This is a genomic window from Microbacterium sp. (assembly GCF_032084865.1).
Lineage (GTDB): Bacteria > Actinomycetota > Actinomycetes > Actinomycetales > Microbacteriaceae > Microbacterium.
Genome location: NZ_DAMDLU010000020.1, coordinates 1 through 19,539, shown reverse-complemented (window position 1 = coordinate 19,539; position 19,539 = coordinate 1). Strand labels below are relative to the sequence as shown.

Annotated in this window: 15 protein-coding genes, 1 tRNA gene and 1 pseudogene; 8 read left to right on the top strand and 9 right to left on the bottom strand. The window is 69.6% G+C overall.

Annotation, left to right across the window (positions count from 1 at the left end; translation table 11 throughout):
- The 5 genes from dusB (at position 1) to RT309_RS03830 (ending at position 5,447) form a co-directional block, all read left to right on the top strand.
- Entirely contained in the window at positions 1–1,248 is a 1,248-nt protein-coding gene (dusB, locus tag RT309_RS03850) for a tRNA dihydrouridine synthase DusB (RefSeq protein ID WP_313355491.1), read from the top strand.
- Entirely contained in the window at positions 1,238–2,623 is a 1,386-nt protein-coding gene (locus RT309_RS03845; protein WP_313355490.1) for a deoxyguanosinetriphosphate triphosphohydrolase, read from the top strand. The genes dusB and RT309_RS03845 overlap by 11 nt, the downstream gene beginning before the upstream one ends.
- The gene (dnaG, locus tag RT309_RS03840) at positions 2,623–4,473 is read left to right on the top strand and encodes a DNA primase (protein ID WP_313355488.1); all 1,851 of its coding nucleotides are present in this window, start codon (positions 2,623–2,625) and stop codon (positions 4,471–4,473) included. The genes RT309_RS03845 and dnaG overlap by 1 nt, the downstream gene beginning before the upstream one ends.
- Before the next feature lie 36 nt (positions 4,474–4,509).
- Positions 4,510–5,277, top strand: coding sequence for an ATP-binding cassette domain-containing protein (locus RT309_RS03835; protein WP_313355487.1), 768 nt, complete (start codon positions 4,510–4,512; stop codon positions 5,275–5,277).
- Positions 5,278–5,371: 94 nt separating this feature from the next.
- Positions 5,372–5,447, top strand: a tRNA-Asn gene (locus RT309_RS03830).
- Between the two features lie 189 nt (positions 5,448–5,636).
- Here the strand turns inward: RT309_RS03830 and RT309_RS03825 are convergent.
- A complete protein-coding gene (locus RT309_RS03825) occupies positions 5,637–6,623 on the bottom strand; it encodes a diaminopimelate dehydrogenase (protein ID WP_313355485.1) in 987 nt (328 codons plus the stop codon).
- Positions 6,624–6,654: 31 nt separating this feature from the next.
- Positions 6,655–7,221 (bottom strand): peptide deformylase, encoded by a 567-nt coding sequence (gene def, locus RT309_RS03820; protein WP_313355483.1) that lies wholly within the window; start codon positions 7,219–7,221, stop codon positions 6,655–6,657.
- A 73-nt stretch (positions 7,222–7,294) separates the two neighbouring features.
- Between def and RT309_RS03815 the strand changes: the two genes are divergently transcribed.
- Complete coding sequence (locus tag RT309_RS03815; RefSeq protein ID WP_313355481.1) at positions 7,295–8,302, top strand: DMT family transporter; 1,008 nt, start codon at positions 7,295–7,297, stop codon at positions 8,300–8,302.
- A gap of 152 nt (positions 8,303–8,454) precedes the next feature.
- Here the strand turns inward: RT309_RS03815 and pgl are convergent, their stop codons facing one another.
- The 6 genes from pgl to tkt are packed head-to-tail and all read right to left on the bottom strand — an operon-like array spanning position 8,455 to position 16,583.
- Entirely contained in the window at positions 8,455–9,234 is a 780-nt protein-coding gene (gene pgl / locus RT309_RS03810) for a 6-phosphogluconolactonase (RefSeq protein WP_313355480.1), read from the bottom strand.
- A 4-nt stretch (positions 9,235–9,238) separates the two neighbouring features.
- Positions 9,239–10,174, bottom strand: a complete 936-nt coding sequence (locus RT309_RS03805) for a glucose-6-phosphate dehydrogenase assembly protein OpcA (RefSeq protein ID WP_313355477.1) — start codon at positions 10,172–10,174, stop codon at positions 9,239–9,241.
- Positions 10,171–11,715 (bottom strand): glucose-6-phosphate dehydrogenase, encoded by a 1,545-nt coding sequence (gene zwf, locus RT309_RS03800; protein ID WP_313355475.1) that lies wholly within the window; start codon positions 11,713–11,715, stop codon positions 10,171–10,173. Before zwf ends, RT309_RS03805 begins: the two co-directional genes overlap by 4 nt.
- A 34-nt stretch (positions 11,716–11,749) precedes the next feature.
- Positions 11,750–13,348, bottom strand: a complete 1,599-nt coding sequence (locus RT309_RS03795) for a glucose-6-phosphate isomerase (protein WP_313355473.1) — start codon at positions 13,346–13,348, stop codon at positions 11,750–11,752.
- Entirely contained in the window at positions 13,345–14,457 is a 1,113-nt protein-coding gene (gene tal / locus RT309_RS03790; protein ID WP_313355471.1) for a transaldolase, read from the bottom strand. Before tal ends, RT309_RS03795 begins: the two co-directional genes overlap by 4 nt.
- 26 nt (positions 14,458–14,483) lie before the next feature.
- On the bottom strand, positions 14,484–16,583 hold the full coding sequence (tkt, locus tag RT309_RS03785; protein ID WP_313355509.1) for a transketolase: 2,100 nt from the start codon (positions 16,581–16,583) through the stop codon (positions 14,484–14,486).
- Between the two features lie 248 nt (positions 16,584–16,831).
- On the opposite strand from tkt, the gene RT309_RS03780 reads away from it, so the two are divergent.
- Positions 16,832–17,737: a heme o synthase gene (locus tag RT309_RS03780; RefSeq protein ID WP_313355469.1), complete on the top strand. Its 906-nt coding sequence runs from the start codon at positions 16,832–16,834 to the stop codon at positions 17,735–17,737.
- A gap of 75 nt (positions 17,738–17,812) precedes the next feature.
- Here the strand turns inward: RT309_RS03780 and RT309_RS03775 are convergent, their stop codons facing one another.
- Positions 17,813–18,955, bottom strand: coding sequence for a COX15/CtaA family protein (locus RT309_RS03775; protein WP_313355467.1), 1,143 nt, complete (start codon positions 18,953–18,955; stop codon positions 17,813–17,815).
- A 239-nt stretch (positions 18,956–19,194) separates the two neighbouring features.
- On the opposite strand from RT309_RS03775, the pseudogene RT309_RS03770 reads away from it, so the two are divergent.
- Positions 19,195–19,539 (top strand): annotated as a pseudogene (locus tag RT309_RS03770) (Fe-S cluster assembly protein SufB); the annotation flags it as partial.

The window sequence follows — 19,539 nt, the reverse complement described above, 5'->3', positions numbered from 1 at the left end:
ATGACTACCGCCGCTGCCCTTCGACCCGCTCAGGGATCCACTGTCGCGCCGGCCCCGGCGCTGCGCATCGGCCCGATCGCTCTCGACACGCCGGTGGTGCTGGCCCCGATGGCCGGCATCACCAACACGGCATTCCGGCGACTTTGCCGCGAGTACGGTGCGGGTCTGTACGTCAGCGAGATGATCACCTCGCGCGCTCTCGTCGAGCGCAACGCGATCACGATGCGGCTCATCCAGCACCACGAGAGCGAGACCCCGCGGTCGATCCAGCTGTACGGCGTCGATCCCGCGACGATCGCCGAGGCCGTGCGGATCATCGTCGCCGAAGACCGTGCCGACCACATCGATCTGAACTTCGGCTGCCCGGTTCCCAAGGTCACCCGCAAGGGCGGGGGTGCCGCGCTGCCGTGGAAGATCGGCCTGTTCTCCGACATCGTGCAGCGGGCGGTGAAGGCGGCAGGCGACGTGCCGCTCACCGTCAAGATGCGCAAGGGCATCAACAAAGACCACCTCACCTTCCTCGACGCCGGTCGTGCGGCGGAGGATGCCGGTGCCGCCGCCGTCGCGCTGCACGCGCGCACCGCGTCGGAGTACTACTCCGGTCACGCCGACTGGAGCGCCATCGGCGAGCTCAAGCAGGCGGTCACCAGCATCCCCGTCCTCGGCAACGGCGACATCTGGTCGGCCGACGATGCGGTGCGGATGATGGACGAGACCGGCTGCGACGGTGTGGTCGTGGGACGGGGATGCCTGGGCCGGCCGTGGCTGTTCGGCGAGCTCGCCGCGGCGCTGGGCCCTTCGACAGGCTCAGGGTCCCAGCAGGGGGCAGGCTCAGGGACCCAGGGGGCAGGCTCAGGGACCCAGGCGGCACCGGTCGTCGACGCGACGCTCGGCTTCGTCAAGGAGGCCTTCCGTCGGCACGCCGAGCTGCTGGTCGAGTTCTTCGAGGATGAAGACCGCGGCTGCAAGGACATCCGCAAGCACGTCGCCTGGTACTTCAAGGGCTATCCCGTGGGCGGCGAGCTGCGTGCGGCGCTGGCACGGGCATCCACCCTGCAGGAGATCGACGACCTGCTCGGGACGATCGGCGACGCGCCGTACCCCGGCGTCGGCGCCGAGGGGCAGCGCGGCCGCGCCGGCTCGCCCAAGCGCACCGCCCTGCCTGAGGGATGGCTCGACTCGCGTGAGATCGGCGAGGGCGTCGGCGACATGATGCGCGGAGCGGAGACCGAGAACGATGGCGGCTGATCCTTCGACAGGCTCAGGAACCCAGAGTTACGGGGACCATGACGCCGAGCGCTTCTTCTCGGAGACACATCGGTCCGAGCGCGACGACTTCTCTCGCGACCGCGCCCGCGTGCTGCACTCAGCGGCGCTGCGTCGACTCGCGGCGAAGACGCAGGTGCTCAGCCCCGCCAGCACTGCCGATTTCGCGCGCAACCGGCTCACGCACTCGCTCGAGGTCGCGCAGGTCGGCCGAGAGCTGGCCAGCGCCCTGGGCGTGTCGGCCGACGTGGTCGACACGGCGTGCCTGAGCCACGATCTCGGGCATCCGCCGTTCGGGCACAACGGTGAGCGGGCCCTGAACGAGTGGGCGGAAGACATCGGCGGCTTCGAGGGCAACGCCCAGTCGCTGCGCATCCTCACCCGCCTCGAGGCGAAGGTGCTCGATGACCGCGACCAGTCCGTCGGGCTCAACCTGACCAGAGCCAGTCTCGATGCGACCTGCAAGTACCCGTGGACCGTCGACGAGCCCGTCCCCGATCCGGGCGGCCGGCTGAAGTTCGGCGTCTACCCCGAGGACGAGCCGGTCTTCCGGTGGATGCGCGAGGGCGCCGCCGGACGCGAACGGTGCATCGAGGCCGAGATCATGGACCTCTCCGACGACATCGCCTACTCGGTGCACGACTTCGAGGATGCGATCGTGAACGGCTACGTCGACGTGGCGCAGCTGTCGGATCCGATCGAGCACCACCCGCTGATCGGACGCATCCAGCAGTGGGTCGGGTACGACTACACCCGCGACGAACTGGCCGACGCGCTCTACCGGCTCACCCGCGAGACGATGTGGATGCGGTCGTTCGACCGCTCGCGTCGCGACCTCGCGCGGCTGAAGAACCTGACCAGCGACATGATCGGCCGCTTCGCACGCGGCTCTGTCGCGGCCACCAGGGCCGCCTACCCGGGCGAGAGCCTCGCCCGCTACAGCGCGCACGTCGTGATCCCGCGCGAGGTCGAGACCGAGATCGCCGTGCTGAAGGGCATCATGGGCCAGGCGATCGTGACCATCGATGCGCGCAAGGGCGTCTACAAGGAGCAGCGTCGGGTGCTGCACCGCCTGGCCGATGCGCTGTGGTCGACGGATGCCCTGTGGTCGGCCGGTGCCGACGTGCTGGAGCCGGCGTTCTCAGCCGACTTCCTCGCGGCCGATTCCGATGCGCAGCGCGCGCGGGTGGTCGTCGACCAGATCGCGAGCCTGACCGACCAGACCGCCGTCGACTGGCACAACAGACTCGTCGGCGAGATCGATCCTGCCGAGGTGGGGATCTGGTCGCCGCGGCACGCGCGCCCCGGCGTACACCGCCGGTCCGAGTCTCGGGTGGTCGTCGAAGGGGCCGTCTGATGCCCCGGATCCTGCAGGCGGATGTCGAAGAGGTCAAGACGCGCACGAACATCGCCGACATCGTCGGTGAACGGGTCGCGCTGAAGTCCGCGGGCGTCGGATCACTCAAGGGCCTCTGTCCGTTCCACGACGAGAAGAGCCCGAGCTTCCACGTGCGCCCGCAGGTCGGGTACTACCACTGCTTCGGCTGCGGGGCGTCCGGGGACGTGTACTCGTTCCTGCGCGAGATGGATCACGTCAGCTTCACCGAGGCCGTCGAGCGGCTCGCCGCCCGGGTCGGCTACTCGCTGCACTACGAGGACGGCGGTGCGGCGCCCGAGACCAGCGGACGCAGCCGGCTGTACGCAGCGAACACGGCGGCGGGGGAGTACTTCCGCTCGCAGTTGCTGAGCCCCGAGGCCGAGACTGCACGGCGCTTCCTCGGCGAGCGCGGCTTCGACGCCGGGGCGGCGGCCCACTTCGGCGTCGGCTACGCGCCGCGTGGCTGGGACAACATGCTCAAGGCGCTGAGCGCGAAGGGGTTCACCCGCGACGAGCTCACCGCCGCCGGTCTCGTCTCGGCCGGCCAGCGCGGTGTCTACGACCGGTTCCGCGGCCGGGTCGTGTGGCCCATCCGCGACGTCACAGGTCAGACCATCGGCTTCGGCGCGCGCAAGCTCTACGACGACGACCAGGGGCCGAAGTACCTGAACACCCCCGAGACGCCGATCTACAAGAAGGCGCAGGTGCTGTACGGGCTCGACCTGGCCAAGCGCGACATCGCACGCGGCGAGCCGCGACGCGTCGTGGTCGTCGAGGGGTACACCGACGTCATGGCATGCCACCTCGCGGGCGTCACCACGGCGATCGCCACCTGCGGCACGGCGTTCGGCGCCGAGCACATCAAGGTGCTGCGCCGGGTGATGGGCGACGACTCGGCGGCGGGCGAGGTCGTGTTCACATTCGACGGCGACGAGGCGGGCCAGAAGGCAGCGCTGCGCGCCTTCTCGGAGGATTCGCGCTTCACGGCGCAGACCTTCGTCGCCGTCGCCCCCGACGGTCTCGATCCGTGCGACATGCGTCTGCAGCGGGGGGATGCCGCGGTGCGCGGTCTGATGGATGCCAAGGTCCCCATGTTCGAGTTCGCGATCGATCGCAAGCTCGCCGGATACGACCTGGCGACCGTCGAGGGTCAGGTCGGCGCGTTGCGCGCCGCGGCACCCATCGTCGCCGAGATCCGCGACGAGCTGCTGCGCCCCGGATACGAGCGGGTGCTGGCCCGCCGGCTGGGGATGGACCCCACGGCCGTGCACCAGCAGGTGCAGCGCGCCGCGCGCGGGGAACGCGAACAGCAGGTTCCGCGACAGCAGGCGCCGGGCGGTGACAGTCCGGAGGGCGTCTCGCGCATTCGATTGGCCGATCTGCCGCGCACGCCGGAGGTCGCGCTCGAGCGCGATGCGCTCATGGGCGTGCTGCAGTACGGTCACCGGCTCGATCAGCAGACGCTGGCCCGCGCGCTGAGCGAGCCGTTCCGCAACCCGGCTCTGGAAGCGGTGCGTGACGCGGTGGCATCCGTCGCCGATCGCACACGCGTCGGCTGGGCGACGGCAGCGGCGGATGCCGTGCGAGAGCCGTACCGAAGCCTCGCCGGCGAACTGCTGATGATGCCCTTCCCCGCACGCGACGACGAGGGAGCACTCGCGTCGTCGGCAGATCTCTGCCGCCGGCTGATCCTGCGCGCCATCGAACGTGAGAAGCACGAGCTGCTGGGAGCCGTGCAGCGGGTGCCGGCCGACTCGGACGGCGGGCGGGCACTGCGCATGCGGCTGCGCGACGTGGATGCCGAGCGGCTGCGCTTCGCCGAGTCCTGAGCGCTTTCGGTCTGAGAACCCGGCAGGATGGACATCATGCCTGCCGACAGCGAGTTCGCCATCGACTGCCACGATCTGGTCATCGACCGGATCGGACACGGCGGAACGACCCGCGCCGTCGACGGTGTGACGTTCTCGCTCAGGCCCGGCGAGCTGATGTGCATCGGCGGGGCCACCGGCGCGGGGAAGTCGACCCTCGTGACGGCGCTGGCCGGAATGGGCGATGCGTCGCTGAAGGTCGCGGGCGGCCGGGCCACGGTCTGCGGTGTGAACATCCGCAAGCCGGGGCGCAGACGCCGCACCCTCACCGCCCTCAGCGGTCACCTCGGCCAGGCGGCGGGTGCGTCGCTGCCGCCCAGACTCACGGTCGGCGAGGCGATCTCCGAGCCGATCACCTCTCGCGAGAAGAAGGTCAACGGCAAGGCGCTGGCCATCCGAGTGGCGTCGCTGCTCGACGAGCTGCATCTGCCGCTCGGACTCGCGTCGAAGTTCCCCTATGAGCTGAGCGCCGGCATGCGCCAACGCGTCGCGATCGCCCGTGCGCTCATGCTCGAGCCGCACGTGCTGATCGCCGACGAGCCGCTCGCGAACCTCGACCTCGAGGTGCGACCCGTCGTCTTCGACGCCATCGCCCGCCGCCGCACCGAGCGGGCCATGGCGGCTCTGCTGGTGACGAACGACGCGGCGTTCATCCGCGAACTCGAGGCCGAGACGCTGCTGCTGAAGTCCGGCCATGTCGTGGCTCGGGGGGTCGGCTCGAACCTCGTCTGGGCCCCGAATGCCGAGGCCGACATCGCTCCCTGACCACGCCACGCCCGGGCGGCGCCCGTGTTCAGCAGCGCTCGCGGAGTTTGCTAAGCTGGGGGAGTTGCCCGCGCAGCGGGGAACCACCGAATGATCCTCGGTAGCTCAATTGGCAGAGCAGCCGGCTGTTAACCGGCAGGTTCTTGGTTCGAGTCCAAGCCGGGGAGCCACCCCCTCGAAACCCCGCCCTCGTGGCGGGGTTTCGTCGTCTCGGCGTGCGGCTGGCGTGATCGCCGGTCGGAGATCACAGACCGGATGCCCGGCATCCGGCGTGTCGGTGCTGATCGGCACAGCGGCGCGCCGGAGGCGTCCTGACCATCTGAGACTCCCGACGGGCGCGACTGCACCGAGTCCTGGCGTCAAAGCAGCTCGGCGCGCAGCTGCTCGGGTGACTTGGGGGAGAGCAGTCCCGGTGCGATGTCGAACGGCGTCTTCGCGCCGTGATCTGCGGATGCCGCCAGCCGCGCTGCAGCCCGGGCGTACGCCACGAGGACGCTGGCGGTGAACTCGGGGTTCGACTCCAGCGCGAGCCGGAACTCCACGGTCTGCGAGACCCCGTCGGAGGTCGTTCCGCTGCGGATCACGAAGCCGCCGTGCGGCGCGCCGGTGTGATCGCGCGCGAGCTCCTCGGGCGACACGACGTGCACCGTCGTGTCGTAGGGCTCGAAGTAGTCGGGCATCGTCACGATCGCCTCGCGCACGGCATCCGGATCCGCACCGGCCTCGAGCACCACGAAGCACTCCCTGGTGTGCTTGTCGCGCGTGCTCAGCTCGGGTCGCTCGCCCGCGCGCACGCGGGCCACCGCCTCTTCGGACGGGATGGTGTACTGCACGCCCGCGGCGACGCCGGGCACTCGCCGGATGGCGTCGGAGTGCCCCTGGCTGAGGCCGCGGCCCCAGAAAGTGTACGTCTCGCCCTGCGGCAGGATCGCCTCGCCGTACAGCCGCTGCAGCGAGAACAGACCCGGGTCCCACCCGGTCGAGATCACCGCCGTCGTTCCCGCAGCTCGGGCAGCGGCGTCGACCGCGGCGAAGTGCTCGGGAATGCGCGCGTGCGTGTCGAAGCTGTCGACCACCGAGAAGCGGGATGCCAGCGCCGGTGTCTGCTCGGGCAGGTCGCTCTTCGATCCGCCGCACAGGATCAGCACGTCGATCTCGTCGTGCATCGCGTCGAGCTCGTCGATGCGTCGCACCGGGACGCCGGGGCCGACCGTGCCGATCGACGCGGGGTCGCGCCGGGTGAACACCCCGACGAGACGCATGTCGGGGTTGCGCGCGAGCGAGCGCTCCACCCCGCGGCCGAGGTTGCCGTAGCCGACGATGCCGATGCGGATGTGCGTGTTCAACGTGCGAGCTCCTGGAGATAGGTGGAAGGGCTCAGCCCTCGAGGTCGTCGACGCCGGGCATCCAGCTGTGCGAGCCGCGATTCCAGCCCCGCTTGCGGGCGATCTTCTGCACCGTCTTCCAGCCCGACTCGTCGAGGCGGTCGACGTACAGGATGCCGTCGAGGTGGTCGAACTCGTGCTGCATGATGCGCGCCCGCCAGCCGTCGACCTCGATGCGCACGTCGCGACCCTCGAGATCGGTGCCCGTGACGAGCACACGGTCGGATCTACGCAGGGCGAAGCGCTCACCCGGGAACGACAGGCATCCCTCGGACTCTTCATCGGGGTCGGGGGAGCCGGGCTCGAGAGGAGCCATCCACAGAACGGGGTTGATGATCTCGCCGCGCCACGGGTTCTCGTCGTCGTCGACGTACGAGTAGACGTAGATGCGCAGACCGACTCCCACCTGCGGTGCGGCAAGGCCGACGCCGGGAGCGACGTCCATCGTCTCGTACATGTCGGCGACGAGAGAGCGGACCTCGTCGGTCACCTCGACGACCTCGCTCGCGCGCGCGTGCAGGACGGGATCGCCCATGATGCGAATCGGAAGAACAGCCACGCCACAACCCTAACGGGCGGGAACTGCCGGGTAGGGTGAAACGGTGCAGCATGGGGCGGACTTCGCAGGGAACATGAGCGAGCAGCTGGTCGGGGTGTTCCAGAACCCGGCTCTGCTCCTCGGCATCCCCCTGGCGCTGGCCGGGGCGGTCTTCATGTCACTCGGCGCGCAGTACCAGCACCGCGGCGTCGAGAAGGTGGAACGGCTCAGCGGCACGCACGGCACCACCGGACTCAGCGGCGCACAGCTCAGGGCGCTGCTGACCCGCCCGTCGTGGATCATCGGGACGATGATGCTGGGCCTCGCGATCGCCTGCCAGCTCAGCGCCATCGCGATCGCCCCGCTCATCGTCGTGCAGCCGCTCGGCGCGATCGCGCTGGTCGTCACCACCCTTCTGAACGCGCGGATCTCCGGTCACACGCCGACCAGGCAGTCGCTGATCGCGATCACCGCGTGTCTCGGCGGCATCTTCCTGTTCGTCGTCCTCGCCGCGCTGTACGCGACCGAACGACCGATCCGTAACGATGACCTGTTCATGATCCTCACGATCCTGCTGGTGGTGATCATCGTGCTCGGCGCGTTCTGGCTGATCCTGCGCCGCCGCATGCGCGCCCTGTTCTACGTCACCGGCGCGGGAATCCTGTACGGCTTCGTCGCCACACTCGCCAAGGCGGTCATCAGCCGCATCCAGGCGGGGAACTTCGAGTGGCTCACCGTGGTCTGCGTCATCGCGCTCATCGCCGCCGCAGCGGTGGGGGCGTACTTCGTGCAGACCGCCTACAGCTCGGGGCCGCCCGACCTCGTGATCGCCGGCCTGACGGTCGTCGATCCGATCGTCGCCGTGCTCATCGGCGCGCTCGTGCTCGGCGAGGCGGCCGCGGCGCCGTTGTGGGTCGTCGTGCTGTTCGTCGTGGCCGGGGCGATCGCGATCTGGGGCGTGTTCAGCCTGGCGCGGTACCACCCGCAGGTGCTCAGCGACAGTCAGGAGCTGGGCATCCGGCGGGGGAGCGACCCTTCGACCGGCGCAGGGACCCAGGAGGGGTCGGGAACCCAGGAGGGGTCGGGAACCCAGGAGGGGTGAGGGCCCTTCGACAGGCTCAGGGGCCCAGGAAGGCTCAGGGGCCCAGTGAGTGGGCTCGGGGCCCTTCGACAGGCTCAGGGGCCCAGGAAAGCTCGGGGCCCTTCGACAGGCTCAGGGACCCAAGAAAGCTGAGGGGCTGAGGGGCCCAGGGGTCAGTAGTCGCGATCGATGAGGTCGGGGGAGACCTCGGCGGCCGCGGCCTCGTCGACGAAGAACACCGTGCGGCGCCGGCCCTTGGCGCCCGCAGCGGGCACGCTGGCGTAGCTCGCGCCGGCGAGGGCGAGGCCGAGAGCGGATGCCTTGTCTGCGCCGGTCAGCACCAGCCAGACGCGCTTGGCGGAGTTCAGCACCGGACGGGTCAGCGTGACGCGCTCCGCCGGCGGCTTCGGGGAGTTGCGGACGGGCAGCGCCGCCGCGTCCGTCACCGTCACCTCGGGACGATCGGGGAAGAGCGACGCGATGTGCCCGTCGGGTCCGACGCCCAGGAAGCAGACGGCGAACGAGGGCCACTCGCCGTGCACGCTGGCGAAGCGGGCGAGCTCGGCGGCGTAGGCATCCGCGGCTTCGTCGAGGGTGACACCGTCGCTGGGAGCGGCCACCTCGTGCACGTTCTCGGCCGGCACGGGGATGTGATCGAGCAGCGCCCGTCGCGACTGCAGCGAATTGCGGTCGGGGTCGTCGCGCTCGACGAAGCGCTCGTCGCCCCACCAGAAGTGCACCAGAGACCAGTCGATGTCAGCCGAGCGCGGGTCCTCCGCCGTCGCAGCGAGCACAGCCCCGCCCATCGAACCGCCTGTGAGGCACACATGCGCGATGCGGCCGTTGCGGGTGCGGGCCTGCAGCCGCGTGATGAATCGGTCTGCCACGCGCGTCGCGAGCTCGGCGGGGGTGGGCTCGACGACCACCGACTTCGTCGTTCCCTGGACCTTCATTCACTCACACCTTCTGCTCGGGCGGACCGAGGTGCGTCCAGCCCTCGGTGATGACTCGACCATAGAGCAGATCCGCGTCGAGGCGGCGCAGCTCCTCGGCAAGGCACTCGCGCAGCGTGCGCCGCGGCAGGTGCAGCTCGTGATCCGGCTGGCCGGGCTGGGTCAGCACGGCGACGCTCGGCGAGGGGCGCTCGAGGAGGATGTCGCCGCTGGCCCGGGTGAGACGCACCGACTTGATTCCCTCCTCCCACACGCTCGGGTCCTCGTACGACCACGTCACGGTCACCTGCAGCGCCATCTGCAGCCACGCGGCGAGCAGCGCGGTCGACGGCGACGCCGCAGCGCCGCGCACCTCGGCGCCCGTGACGTCCTCGAACGGCGGCTGGTCGAGCACGGCCGCGAGCTGCTCGCGCCAGTGCGTGAGGCGGGTCCAGGCGAGATCCGTGTCGCCGGGGGCGTGCGTGCGGCTCAGCATGCTGAGCCGGTCGCGCACGTCGGGGCTCGTGGCCGCATCGGTGATGCGGCGCTGGGCGATCCGCCCGAGGGGCGAGTCCGCGGCATCCTGCGGCGCCTCGTCGGGCCACCACGCGACGACCGGAGCATCCGGCAGCAGCAGACCGGTGACCAGGCTCTCGGCGTTGCTCGCGGCGTCGCCGAAGGCGCGCAGCACCACGACCTCGCTCGCGCCTGCGTCGCCGCCGACGCGGATCTGCGCGTCGAGACGAGCCTCGCCGTCGCCGACGGTGAGGACGATAACCCGCATCGGATGCTCGCGGGATGCGTCGTTGGCCGCCTCGATCGCCTCTTCTGCCACGCCGTTTCGGGCGGCGATGATCAGGGTGAGCACGCGACCGAGGGCGACGGCGCCGCCCTCCTCGCGCATGTTGACCAGCCGCTTGGCGACCTGGCTGATCGTCGTGTCGGGGATGTCGATGATCACGGGCGTCTCCAGACTCGTCCGTCGCGGGCAAGCAGCTCATCGGCCGAGGCGGGGCCCCACGAGCCGGGGGCGTACTGCTCGGGCTGCTCGTCGAGCGATGCCCAGTACTGCTCGATCGGGTCGAGGATCTTCCACGAGAGCTCGACCTCCTCGTGGCGCGGGAACAGCGGCGGATCACCCAGCAGCACGTCGAGGATGAGCCGCTCGTACGCCTCCGGGCTCGCCTCGGTGAAGGCGTGGCCGTACCCGAAGTCCATGGTCACGTCGCGCACCTGGGTGCCGGCGCCGGGAACCTTCGATCCGAAGCGGATCGTGACGCCCTCGTTGGGCTGCACGCGGATGACCAGTGCGTTCTGGCCGAGCTCCGACTCGCGGCCCATCAGATGATGCGGTGCGCGCTTGAAGACGACGGCGATCTCGGTGACCCGGCGGCCCAGGCGCTTTCCCGTGCGCAGGTAGAACGGCACCCCGGCCCAGCGGCGGGTGGCGATCTCGAGCTTGAGCGCGGCGTACGTCTCGGTGGTCGACTGCGGGTTCATCCCCTCCTCCTCGAGGAAGCCGTTCACCTTCTCGCCACCCTGCCAGCCGCCGGCGTACTGGCCGCGGGCGGCCGCCGTCGACAGATCCTCGGGCAGCTGAACGGCCTCGAGCACCTTCTCCTTCTCGGCGCGCAGGTGCTCTGCCGACAGGCTGATGGGCTCTTCCATCGCGGTGAGCGCGAGCAGCTGCAGCAGGTGGTTCTGAATGACGTCGCGCGCCGCGCCGATGCCGTCGTAGTAGCCCGCGCGTCCGCCCACGCCGATGTCCTCGGCCATGGTGATCTGCACGTGATCGATGTGGTTGCGGTTCCAGATCGGCTCGTACAGCTCGTTCGCGAAGCGCAGCGCGAGGATGTTCTGCACCGTCTCCTTGCCGAGATAATGGTCGATGCGGAAGATCGAGTCGGTGGGGAACGCGACCTCGAGCGCGCTGTTCAGCGCACGAGCCGACTCGAGGTCATCGCCGAACGGCTTCTCGATCACGACGCGACGCCAGCACGTGTCGTCGTCGCTGTGCTCGCCGACCAGGCCGGATTCCTTCAGCTGACGCGCCACCGTGGGGAAGTCCTTCGGCGGGATCGACAGGTAGAAGGCGTGGTTGCCCATGGTGCCGCGCTCGACGTCGAGCGTCTCGACGGTCTGCCGCAGTCGGGCGAACGACTGCGGGTCGTCGAAGGTCCCCTGTACGAACCGGATGCCCTGCAGCAGCTGCTGCCAGGTCTCCTCACGGAACTCGGTGCGGGAGTGCTCCTTCACGGCGTCGTATACGACCTTCGCGAAGTCCTGGTCCTCCCAGTCGCGCCGGGCGAAGCCGACGAGGGCGAAACCGGGGGGCAGCAGACCGCGGTTCGCGAGGTCGTAGACCGCGGGCATGAGCTTCTTGCGTGACAGGTCGCCCGTCACGCCGAAGATCACCAGGGCGCTGGGACCTGCGATGCGGTTCAGTCGGCGATCATCGGGATCGCGGAGGGGGTTGTGTCCGCGGGAGACGGTGGCAGTCATCGGTGGGGGATATCTCCAAGTGGTGAGGATGTTGTCACTGGGCGGCTTCGAAGAGCGCCAGCACGTCATCCACGGCGTCTGTGATGGTGAGGGTGACCACGGGGCGACCGAGGCCTGCGAGCACCGCCGCGTCACCCGCGGCCTGCGCCTCGATCAGCTGCCCGAACGTGAACGGACGCCCGGGGATCTCGAGGTCGACGTCGGTGCGCTCGGTGATCTGAAGGAACACGCCCTGCGCCGGGCCGCCCTTGTGATACTGGCCCGTCGAGTGCAGGAAGCGGGGTCCCCAGCCGAACGTGGTCGGGCGCCCGGAGTCCGCCGCCACCATCTCGCGCAGCCCCTGAAGCTGGGGCATCTCGGTGCGGTCGACGTACGCCTGGATCGCGACGTACCCGTCGGGGCCCAGCCGAGCCCACAGTGCGTCGAGGACACCCGCGAGCGTCCCCGAGCCGAGCAGTGCCGGATCAGACGCCCGCACCTCGATCCCGCTCTCGACGAACGCCGCCGTGGTGGCCTCCGGTCGCGCATCGAGGAGCCCGCGTGCGGCGGTCTTCGCGGCTTCGACGTCGGGCTGGTCGAACGGGTTGATGCCGAGCAGGCGGCCCGCGATCGCGGTCGCGTACTCCCAGAGCAGGAACTGCGCGCCGAGGGTTCCGCTGACGAGGATCTCACCGTGGTGTCGCAGGTGGAACTCGGCGGCGTCGTCGACGAGTCGCACGAGCTGCAGATCGGCGGGCCGGGACTCCACCTCGGGGGAGACGGGCAGCATCACGACCGGGAGGATGCCGGTGCCGGCCTTTCCGGTGGATTCGGCGATCAGCTGCTCGATCCAGTCGGGCAGCCCCTCGATGTGCGTGCCGTCGCTGATGAGCCCGAGCTTGTCGCGGCGCGGCTCGGTTCCCACAATGGCGGCGGCCAGACGCAGCGCCGGGTTCTCGGGCGAGTCGACGGCGAACTGCAGCAGCGAGGCCTCCGCCTCGTCGAGCAGCTCGTCGATGTCGGCGCCTGCCAGGCCCGCGGGGACCAGGCCGAAGGCCGTGAGCGCCGAATACCGTCCGCCCACGTTCGGGTCGGAGGTGAAGACGCGGTATCCGGCATCCCGAGCCGACGCCTCCAGCGGAGATCCGGGGTCGGTGACCACGATGATGCGCTCGGCCGAGTCGATGCCGAGGTCGCTGAAGGCGGCCTCGAAGGCGCGACGCTGCGAGTCGGTCTCGATCGTGGATCCCGACTTCGACGAGACGACCAGGGCTGTCCGGGCCAGACCCTCGTCGATCGCGCGCAGCACCTGGGCCGGCGCCGTGCTGTCGAGGATGGTCAGCGGCACGCCTGCGGTGTTCGCGATGACTTCGGGAGCGAGCGACGATCCGCCCATGCCGGCCAGCACGATGCGGTCGATCCCGCGCGCGCGGAGGTCGTCGCGCAGAGCGACGATCTCCGCGACGAGTGGACGGGAGTTCGAGACGGCGTCGACCCAGGCGAGACGCACCGAGGCCTCGGCCGAGGCATCCGCGCCCCACAGGTCGCTGTCGGCAGCGGTGACACGTGACGCGACGAGGTCGTCGACCAAGCCCGGCACGAGCTGCTCGACCGCCGTCTGCGCCCCCTGCGACACGTGCACCGAGACGGTCATCGTGCGGTTTCCAGAACCTTCGCGACGCTGTCGAGCAGGCCGTGCCACGAGTCGATGAACTTGGCGACGCCCTCCTCTTCGAGCACGCGGGTGACGTCGTCGAAGTCGACGCCGACGGCCTTGAGGCTCGCCATCACCTCGTGCGATTCGGCGTAGGTCGAGGTGATGGTGTCGCCGGTGACCTCGCCGTGATCGAAGGTCGCCTCGAGCGTCTTCTCGGGCATCGTGTTGACGACACCGGGGGCGACCAGCTGGGTCACATAAAGGGTGTCGGGCAGGCTCGGATCCTTGACGCCGGTCGATGCCCACAGCGGACGCTGCAGGTTGGCGCCGAGGGCGATGAGATCCTGCGCGCGCTTCTCGGCGAACTTCTTCTCGAAGAGCTCGTAGGCGAGGCGGGCGTTGGCGAGCCCGGCCTTGCTCTTCAGCGCGAGCGCCTCTTCGGTGCCGATCTCCTCCAGACGCCGGTCGGTCTCGGTGTCGACGCGCGACACGAAGAACGAGGCGACCGAGTGGATGCTCGACAGGTCGAAGTCGGCCGAGTGCGCGCGCTCGAGTCCGGTCAGGTAGGCGTCGATGACGTCGTTGTAGCGCTCCAGGCTGAAGATCAGGGTGACGTTCACGCTGATGCCGGTGGCGATCGCTTCGGTGATCGCCGGAAGACCGGCCTCGGTGGCAGGGATCTTCACCAGCAGGTTGGGCCGGTCGATCTTCTGCCACAGCTCCTTGGCCGACGCGACCGTGCCCTCGGTGTCGTGGGCGAGGTCGGGGGAGACCTCGATCGAGACGCGTCCGTCGACGTGGTTCGTGGCCTCCCACACCGGGCGGAAGACGTCGAGCGCGTTCGCGACATCCTGCGTGGTGGCGGCGAAGATCGCCTCGGACGCACTGGCGCCCGCGACGGCGAGCTCGTGGGTCTGCTCGTCGTAGGAGGTGTCGTTCTCGTCCATCAGCGCCGTCGCGAAGATCGTCGGGTTCGTGGTGACGCCGACGACGTTGCGGCCCTCGATGAGCTGCTGGAGGTTGCCGGAGCTGATCCGCGTGCGGGACAGGTCGTCGAGCCAGATGCTGACGCCGGCCTGCGCGAGGTTCTCGGTGGGGGTGCTCATGATCTCTTGCTCTCCTTCTGCAGCGCTCAGCGCGCCGCGTCGGCGATGGTCTCGCGCGCGGCCGAGACGACCGCCTCGGCGGTGACGCCGAACTTCTCGAACAGGGTCTTGTAGTCGGCCGACGCACCGAAGTGGTCGATGCCGATCGAGCGACCGCGGTCGCCGACGATGCCGCGCCAGCTCGCGATGGAGCCCGCCTCGACGGAGACGCGGGCGGTGACGGATGCCGGCAGCACCGACTCGCGGTACGCCTCGTCCTGCTCGGCGAACCACTCCAGCGACGGCGCGGACACGACGCGGGCGTTGACGCCCTCCGCCGCGAGCGTCTCGCGTGCGGCGACGGCGAGCTGCACCTCGGAGCCGGTGGCGATGAGGATCACGTCGGGCGTGCCGCTCGGCGCCTCGGCGAGCACGTAGGCTCCCTTCGCCGTGTGCGCGGCCGAGGCGAACGTGTCGCCGGAGGCCTCGCCGTCGCCGCGCTCGAAGACGGCGATGTTCTGCCGGGTCAGCGCGATGCCGGCGGGTCCGCCATGACGGCGCAGCAGCTCGAGCCACGCCGCGGCTGTCTCGTTGGCGTCGGCGGGGCGCACGACGGTGAAGTTGGGGATGAGGCGCAGCGACGCGAGCTGCTCGATCGGCTGGTGCGTCGGGCCGTCCTCACCCAGCGCCACGGAGTCGTGGGTCCAGACGAAGATGCTCGGCACGTTCATCAGGGCGGCCAGACGCACGGCGGGGCGCATGTAGTCGCTGAAGATGAGGAACGTGCCGCCGAATGCGCGGGTGGGACCGTGCAGCACGATGCCGTTGATGATCGCGCCCATCGCGTGCTCGCGGATGCCGAAGTGCAGCACCCGGCCGTACGGGTTGCCCTTCCACTCGTGAGTCGACCATTCGGTCGGGATGAACGACGGCGCGTCCTTGATGGTGGTCAGGTTCGACTCGGCCAGGTCGGCCGAACCGCCCCACAGTTCGGGCAGCTGGGCGGCGAGAGTGTTGATGACCTGACCGGATGCCGCGCGGGTCGACACGTCCTTGCCGGCCTCGAAGACCGGCAGCGCGTCGGCGATGCCCTCGGGAAGCTCGTGCGCCTCGAGACGGTCGAGCAGCGCCTTGCGCTCGGGGTTCGCCTCGGCCCACGCGTCGAACGACTTCTGCCACTCGGCGCGGACGTCGGCCGCCCGCTCTGCGAGCGTGCGGGTGCGCGCGATGACGTCGTCTGCGACGACGAAGTGCTGCTCGGGGTCGAAGCCGAGCACCTTCTTGGTGGCGGCCAGCTCGTCGGCGCCCAGCGCGGAGCCGTGGATCTTGCCCGTGTTCTGCTTGCCGGGGGAGGGCCAGCCGATGATGGTCTTCAGGATGATGAGCGAGGGCTTGGACTGCTCGCCCTGCGCGGCGGTGATCGCGGCGTGCAGCTCGGCGACGTCCTCGACGTACTGGCCGGTCTTCTTCCAGTCGACGGTCTGCACGTGCCAGCCGTACGCCTCGTAACGTGCAGCGACGTCCTCGGTGAAGGCGACGTCGGTGTCGTCCTCGATCGAGATCTGGTTGGAGTCGTAGATCGCGATGAGGTTGCCGAGCTGCTGGTGGCCGGCGAGCGAGGAGGCCTCGCTGGTGACGCCCTCCTGCAGGTCGCCGTCGCCCGCGATCACGTAGACGAAGTGGTCGAACGGGCTCGTGCCCGCTGCGGCCTCGGGGTCGAAGAGGCCGCGCTCGTAGCGGGCGGCGTAGGCGAAGCCCACCGCGGAGGCGAGGCCCTGGCCCAGCGGACCCGTCGTGATCTCGACGCCCTTGGTGTGGCCGTACTCGGGATGGCCGGGCGTCTTCGAACCCCACGTGCGGAGCGCCTTGAGGTCGTCGAGCTCGAGGCCGAACCCACCGAGGTAGAGCTGCACGTACTGCGTCAGCGACGAGTGGCCGACCGAGAGGATGAAGCGGTCGCGGCCGAGCCAGTCGGTGTCGGTCGGGTCATGCCGCAGCACACGCTGGTACAGCAGATAGGCGGCGGGGGCCAGACTCATCGCCGTGCCGGGATGACCGTTGCCGACCTTTTCGACCGCATCGGCCGCCAGGATCCGGGCGGTGTCCACCGCGCGTCGATCGATCTCGTCCCACTGCAATTCCGACACGTTCATGCCCTTTCCGACAGTTTCGAGGGCGCCGGTATTCCCTGGCGCATCCGCAACTTCCCTGGCGCATCCCGCATCGTCCGGGGACGGGCGGGTTTGTGCGCAGCACCGGGCGCGCGAGTGCTCTCAGCATAGCGGTGACGGTCCCGGCGGCCGGGGGCCGGAAGGCGCGGAAGGCGTCACGGCGTGTCATACACTGGAGAGGTTGTCCGGTAACGCGCGCGGAGGAGGCGATCGAGATCTCGACGATGTCTGATCAGACCGTACGGAAGTCGTCCATCGGTCGCACGGTGAGCGCCTACGTCACTCTGACGAAGCCCCGAGTCCTCGAACTCCTCCTCGTCTCGACCGTTCCGGTCATGTTCCTCGCGCAGGGTGGGCTGCCCGATCTCTGGCTGGTCCTCGCGACCGTCATCGGCGGGTCCATGAGCGCCGGTTCCGCCGGCGCGTTCAACATGTACCTCGATCGCGACATCGACGCGCACATGCACCGTACGGAGAACCGCCCGCTCGTGACCGGCGAGGTCAGCCCGCGCGGTGCCCTGATCTTCTCGTGGACGCTCGCGATCGTGTCGACCGTGTGGCTCTGGTTCACCACGAACTGGCTCACGGCGGTCCTGTCGGCCTCCGCGATCTTCTTCTACGTCGTGATCTACACGATGATCCTCAAGCGCCGTACCGAGCAGAACATCATCTGGGGCGGCATCGCGGGCTGCTTCCCGGTCCTCATCGGCTGGTCCGCCGTCACCGGATCGCTCGACTGGCCCGCCTTCATCCTGTTCCTGCTCGTCTTCCTCTGGACGCCGCCGCACTACTGGCCGCTGTCGATGAAGTACAAGGACGATTACGACGATGTCGACGTGCCGATGCTCGGCGTCACACGCTCGGCCTCGCAGGTCGGTCTGCAGGTCATCCTGTACGCGTGGGCGACCGTTGCGTGCTCGCTGCTGCTCGTGCCCGTCGCGCATATGGGGCTGGTCTACACCGTCTCGGCGCTCGTCTTCGGCGGCTGGTTCGTCTACGAGTCGCACCGCCTGTACAGCCGTGCCGTGCGCGGCGGCGAGCCGCGCCCGATGCGCGTGTTCCACGCGTCGATCACGTACCTCACGCTGATCTTCCTCGCGGTCGCGGTCGACCCGCTGCTGCCGTTCTGATCTGCCGTCCGCACGATCGCGAAGAGGCCCCCACCGGAATCCGGCGGGGGCCTCTTCGCACGATCCGCGATGCGCTCAGGCGACGGGCTTCTTCAGCTTCGTGACGACGACCACGTAGGTCGCGGCGGAGAGCGCCGCGAGCACCATGTGCACGCCCACGAGCAGCGGCGGGAGCCCGGAGCGGGCCTGCAGGACGCCCACCCCGACCTGCACGGCGATCGCCGCAGTGAGCGCCAGCAGCCAGGTGCGCGGACGCAGGCGCATGGCCCAGCTCGCGACGAGCAGCGTCAGCACGAGTGCGGCCAGGATGTAGCCGGGCCAGGAGTGCACGTGTGCCAGCACCGTCGCATCGAAGCCCTCTCGCCGGATCGCCTCGTCGCCCGAGTGCGGCCCGGATCCGGTCGTCAGCACGCCGACGACGATGGTGGTCGCCAGAGCGAGACCGGTGACGTGGGTCAGCACCGAGAACCACCTCGGCACGGCCGACACGCGGCGCGCGTCTCCGGCGTCGAGCCGAACGAGGAACAGCGCCGTCACGCACACGAGCGCGAGGGAGACGGTGTAGTGGAAGCCCACGATGAAGGCGTTCAGGCTGCTGATCACCGCGAATCCGCCGACCACGGCCTGGGCCATCACACCCACCAGCACCACCCAGGCGAGCACCGCCAGGTCTTTACGGGGCATCGGCTGGCGCAGCGAGTCGGTGGCTCCGACGAGCACCGCCAGCAGCAGCGCGGCCGACATGAGCGCCGCCGCGATCACCGCCGTCGTCCGCTCATCGGCTCCCGGCACGCCCACCACGGCGATTCCGGTGTACACCAGTACACCGAGCGCGATTCCGCCCAGCGCGAACCACACGGCGCGCACCACGAGGCGGCGGCCGCTGACGACGTGCAGGGTCAGCATCAGCACCGCGAGCGCCAGCAGCCCCACCACGCCGGTCATGACGCGGTTGCCGAATTCGATGGCTCCGTGCAGGCCCTGCACCTCGAGGATCGGCACGAGTGACTCGGGCGTGCAGAGCGGCCACTCCGAGCATCCGAGTCCCGACCCGGTCAGGCGCACGGCCCCACCGGTGCCGATGATGATGACCTCGGCGAGGAAGGACAGCCACGCGAACACGCGCAGCCGTCGACCGATCGTCGTCGGCAGCCACCCGAAGGAATCGCCGCGGGAGCGGCTGCGCGTGATGATATCCGCAGCGCTGGTGTGGTTCATGGTGCCTCCGGTTCGCGGAATCGACAGGCGGGCGCGGCCCGCTCGCGAGGCGGAACCTGTAGAATCAGGATTGTGACGAGGGGCGCACACAGCGCGAAATCCCTCACCGACAGTTTAGGCGCGAGTCCTGCGCCGAAGATGAGGGCCCATGAGCGGCATCCTTTCCCTGAAGACTCGACGGGGAACCGGTGTGCCGGGGCGGATGACACCGTCTGGGCCCATATTGAGGAGAGTGAGTCATGTCGGATGTGCTGATCGACCGCCCGGAACTCGATGGGCTGGGGGTGTACGAGTTCGGCTGGCACGACGCTGATGCCGCCGGAGCCAGCGCGCGCCGCGGCCTCTCTGAGGACGTCGTGCGCGACATCTCGGCTCTCAAGAGCGAGCCGGAGTGGATGCTCAAGACCCGTCTCAAGGGGCTGTCGCTGTTCGACCGCAAGCCGATGCCCACCTGGGGCGCGGATCTGAGCGAGATCGACTTCGACAACATCAAGTACTTCGTGCGCTCCACGGAGAAGCAGGCGCAGAGCTGGGAAGACCTTCCCGACGACATCAAGAACACCTACGAGCGACTCGGCATCCCC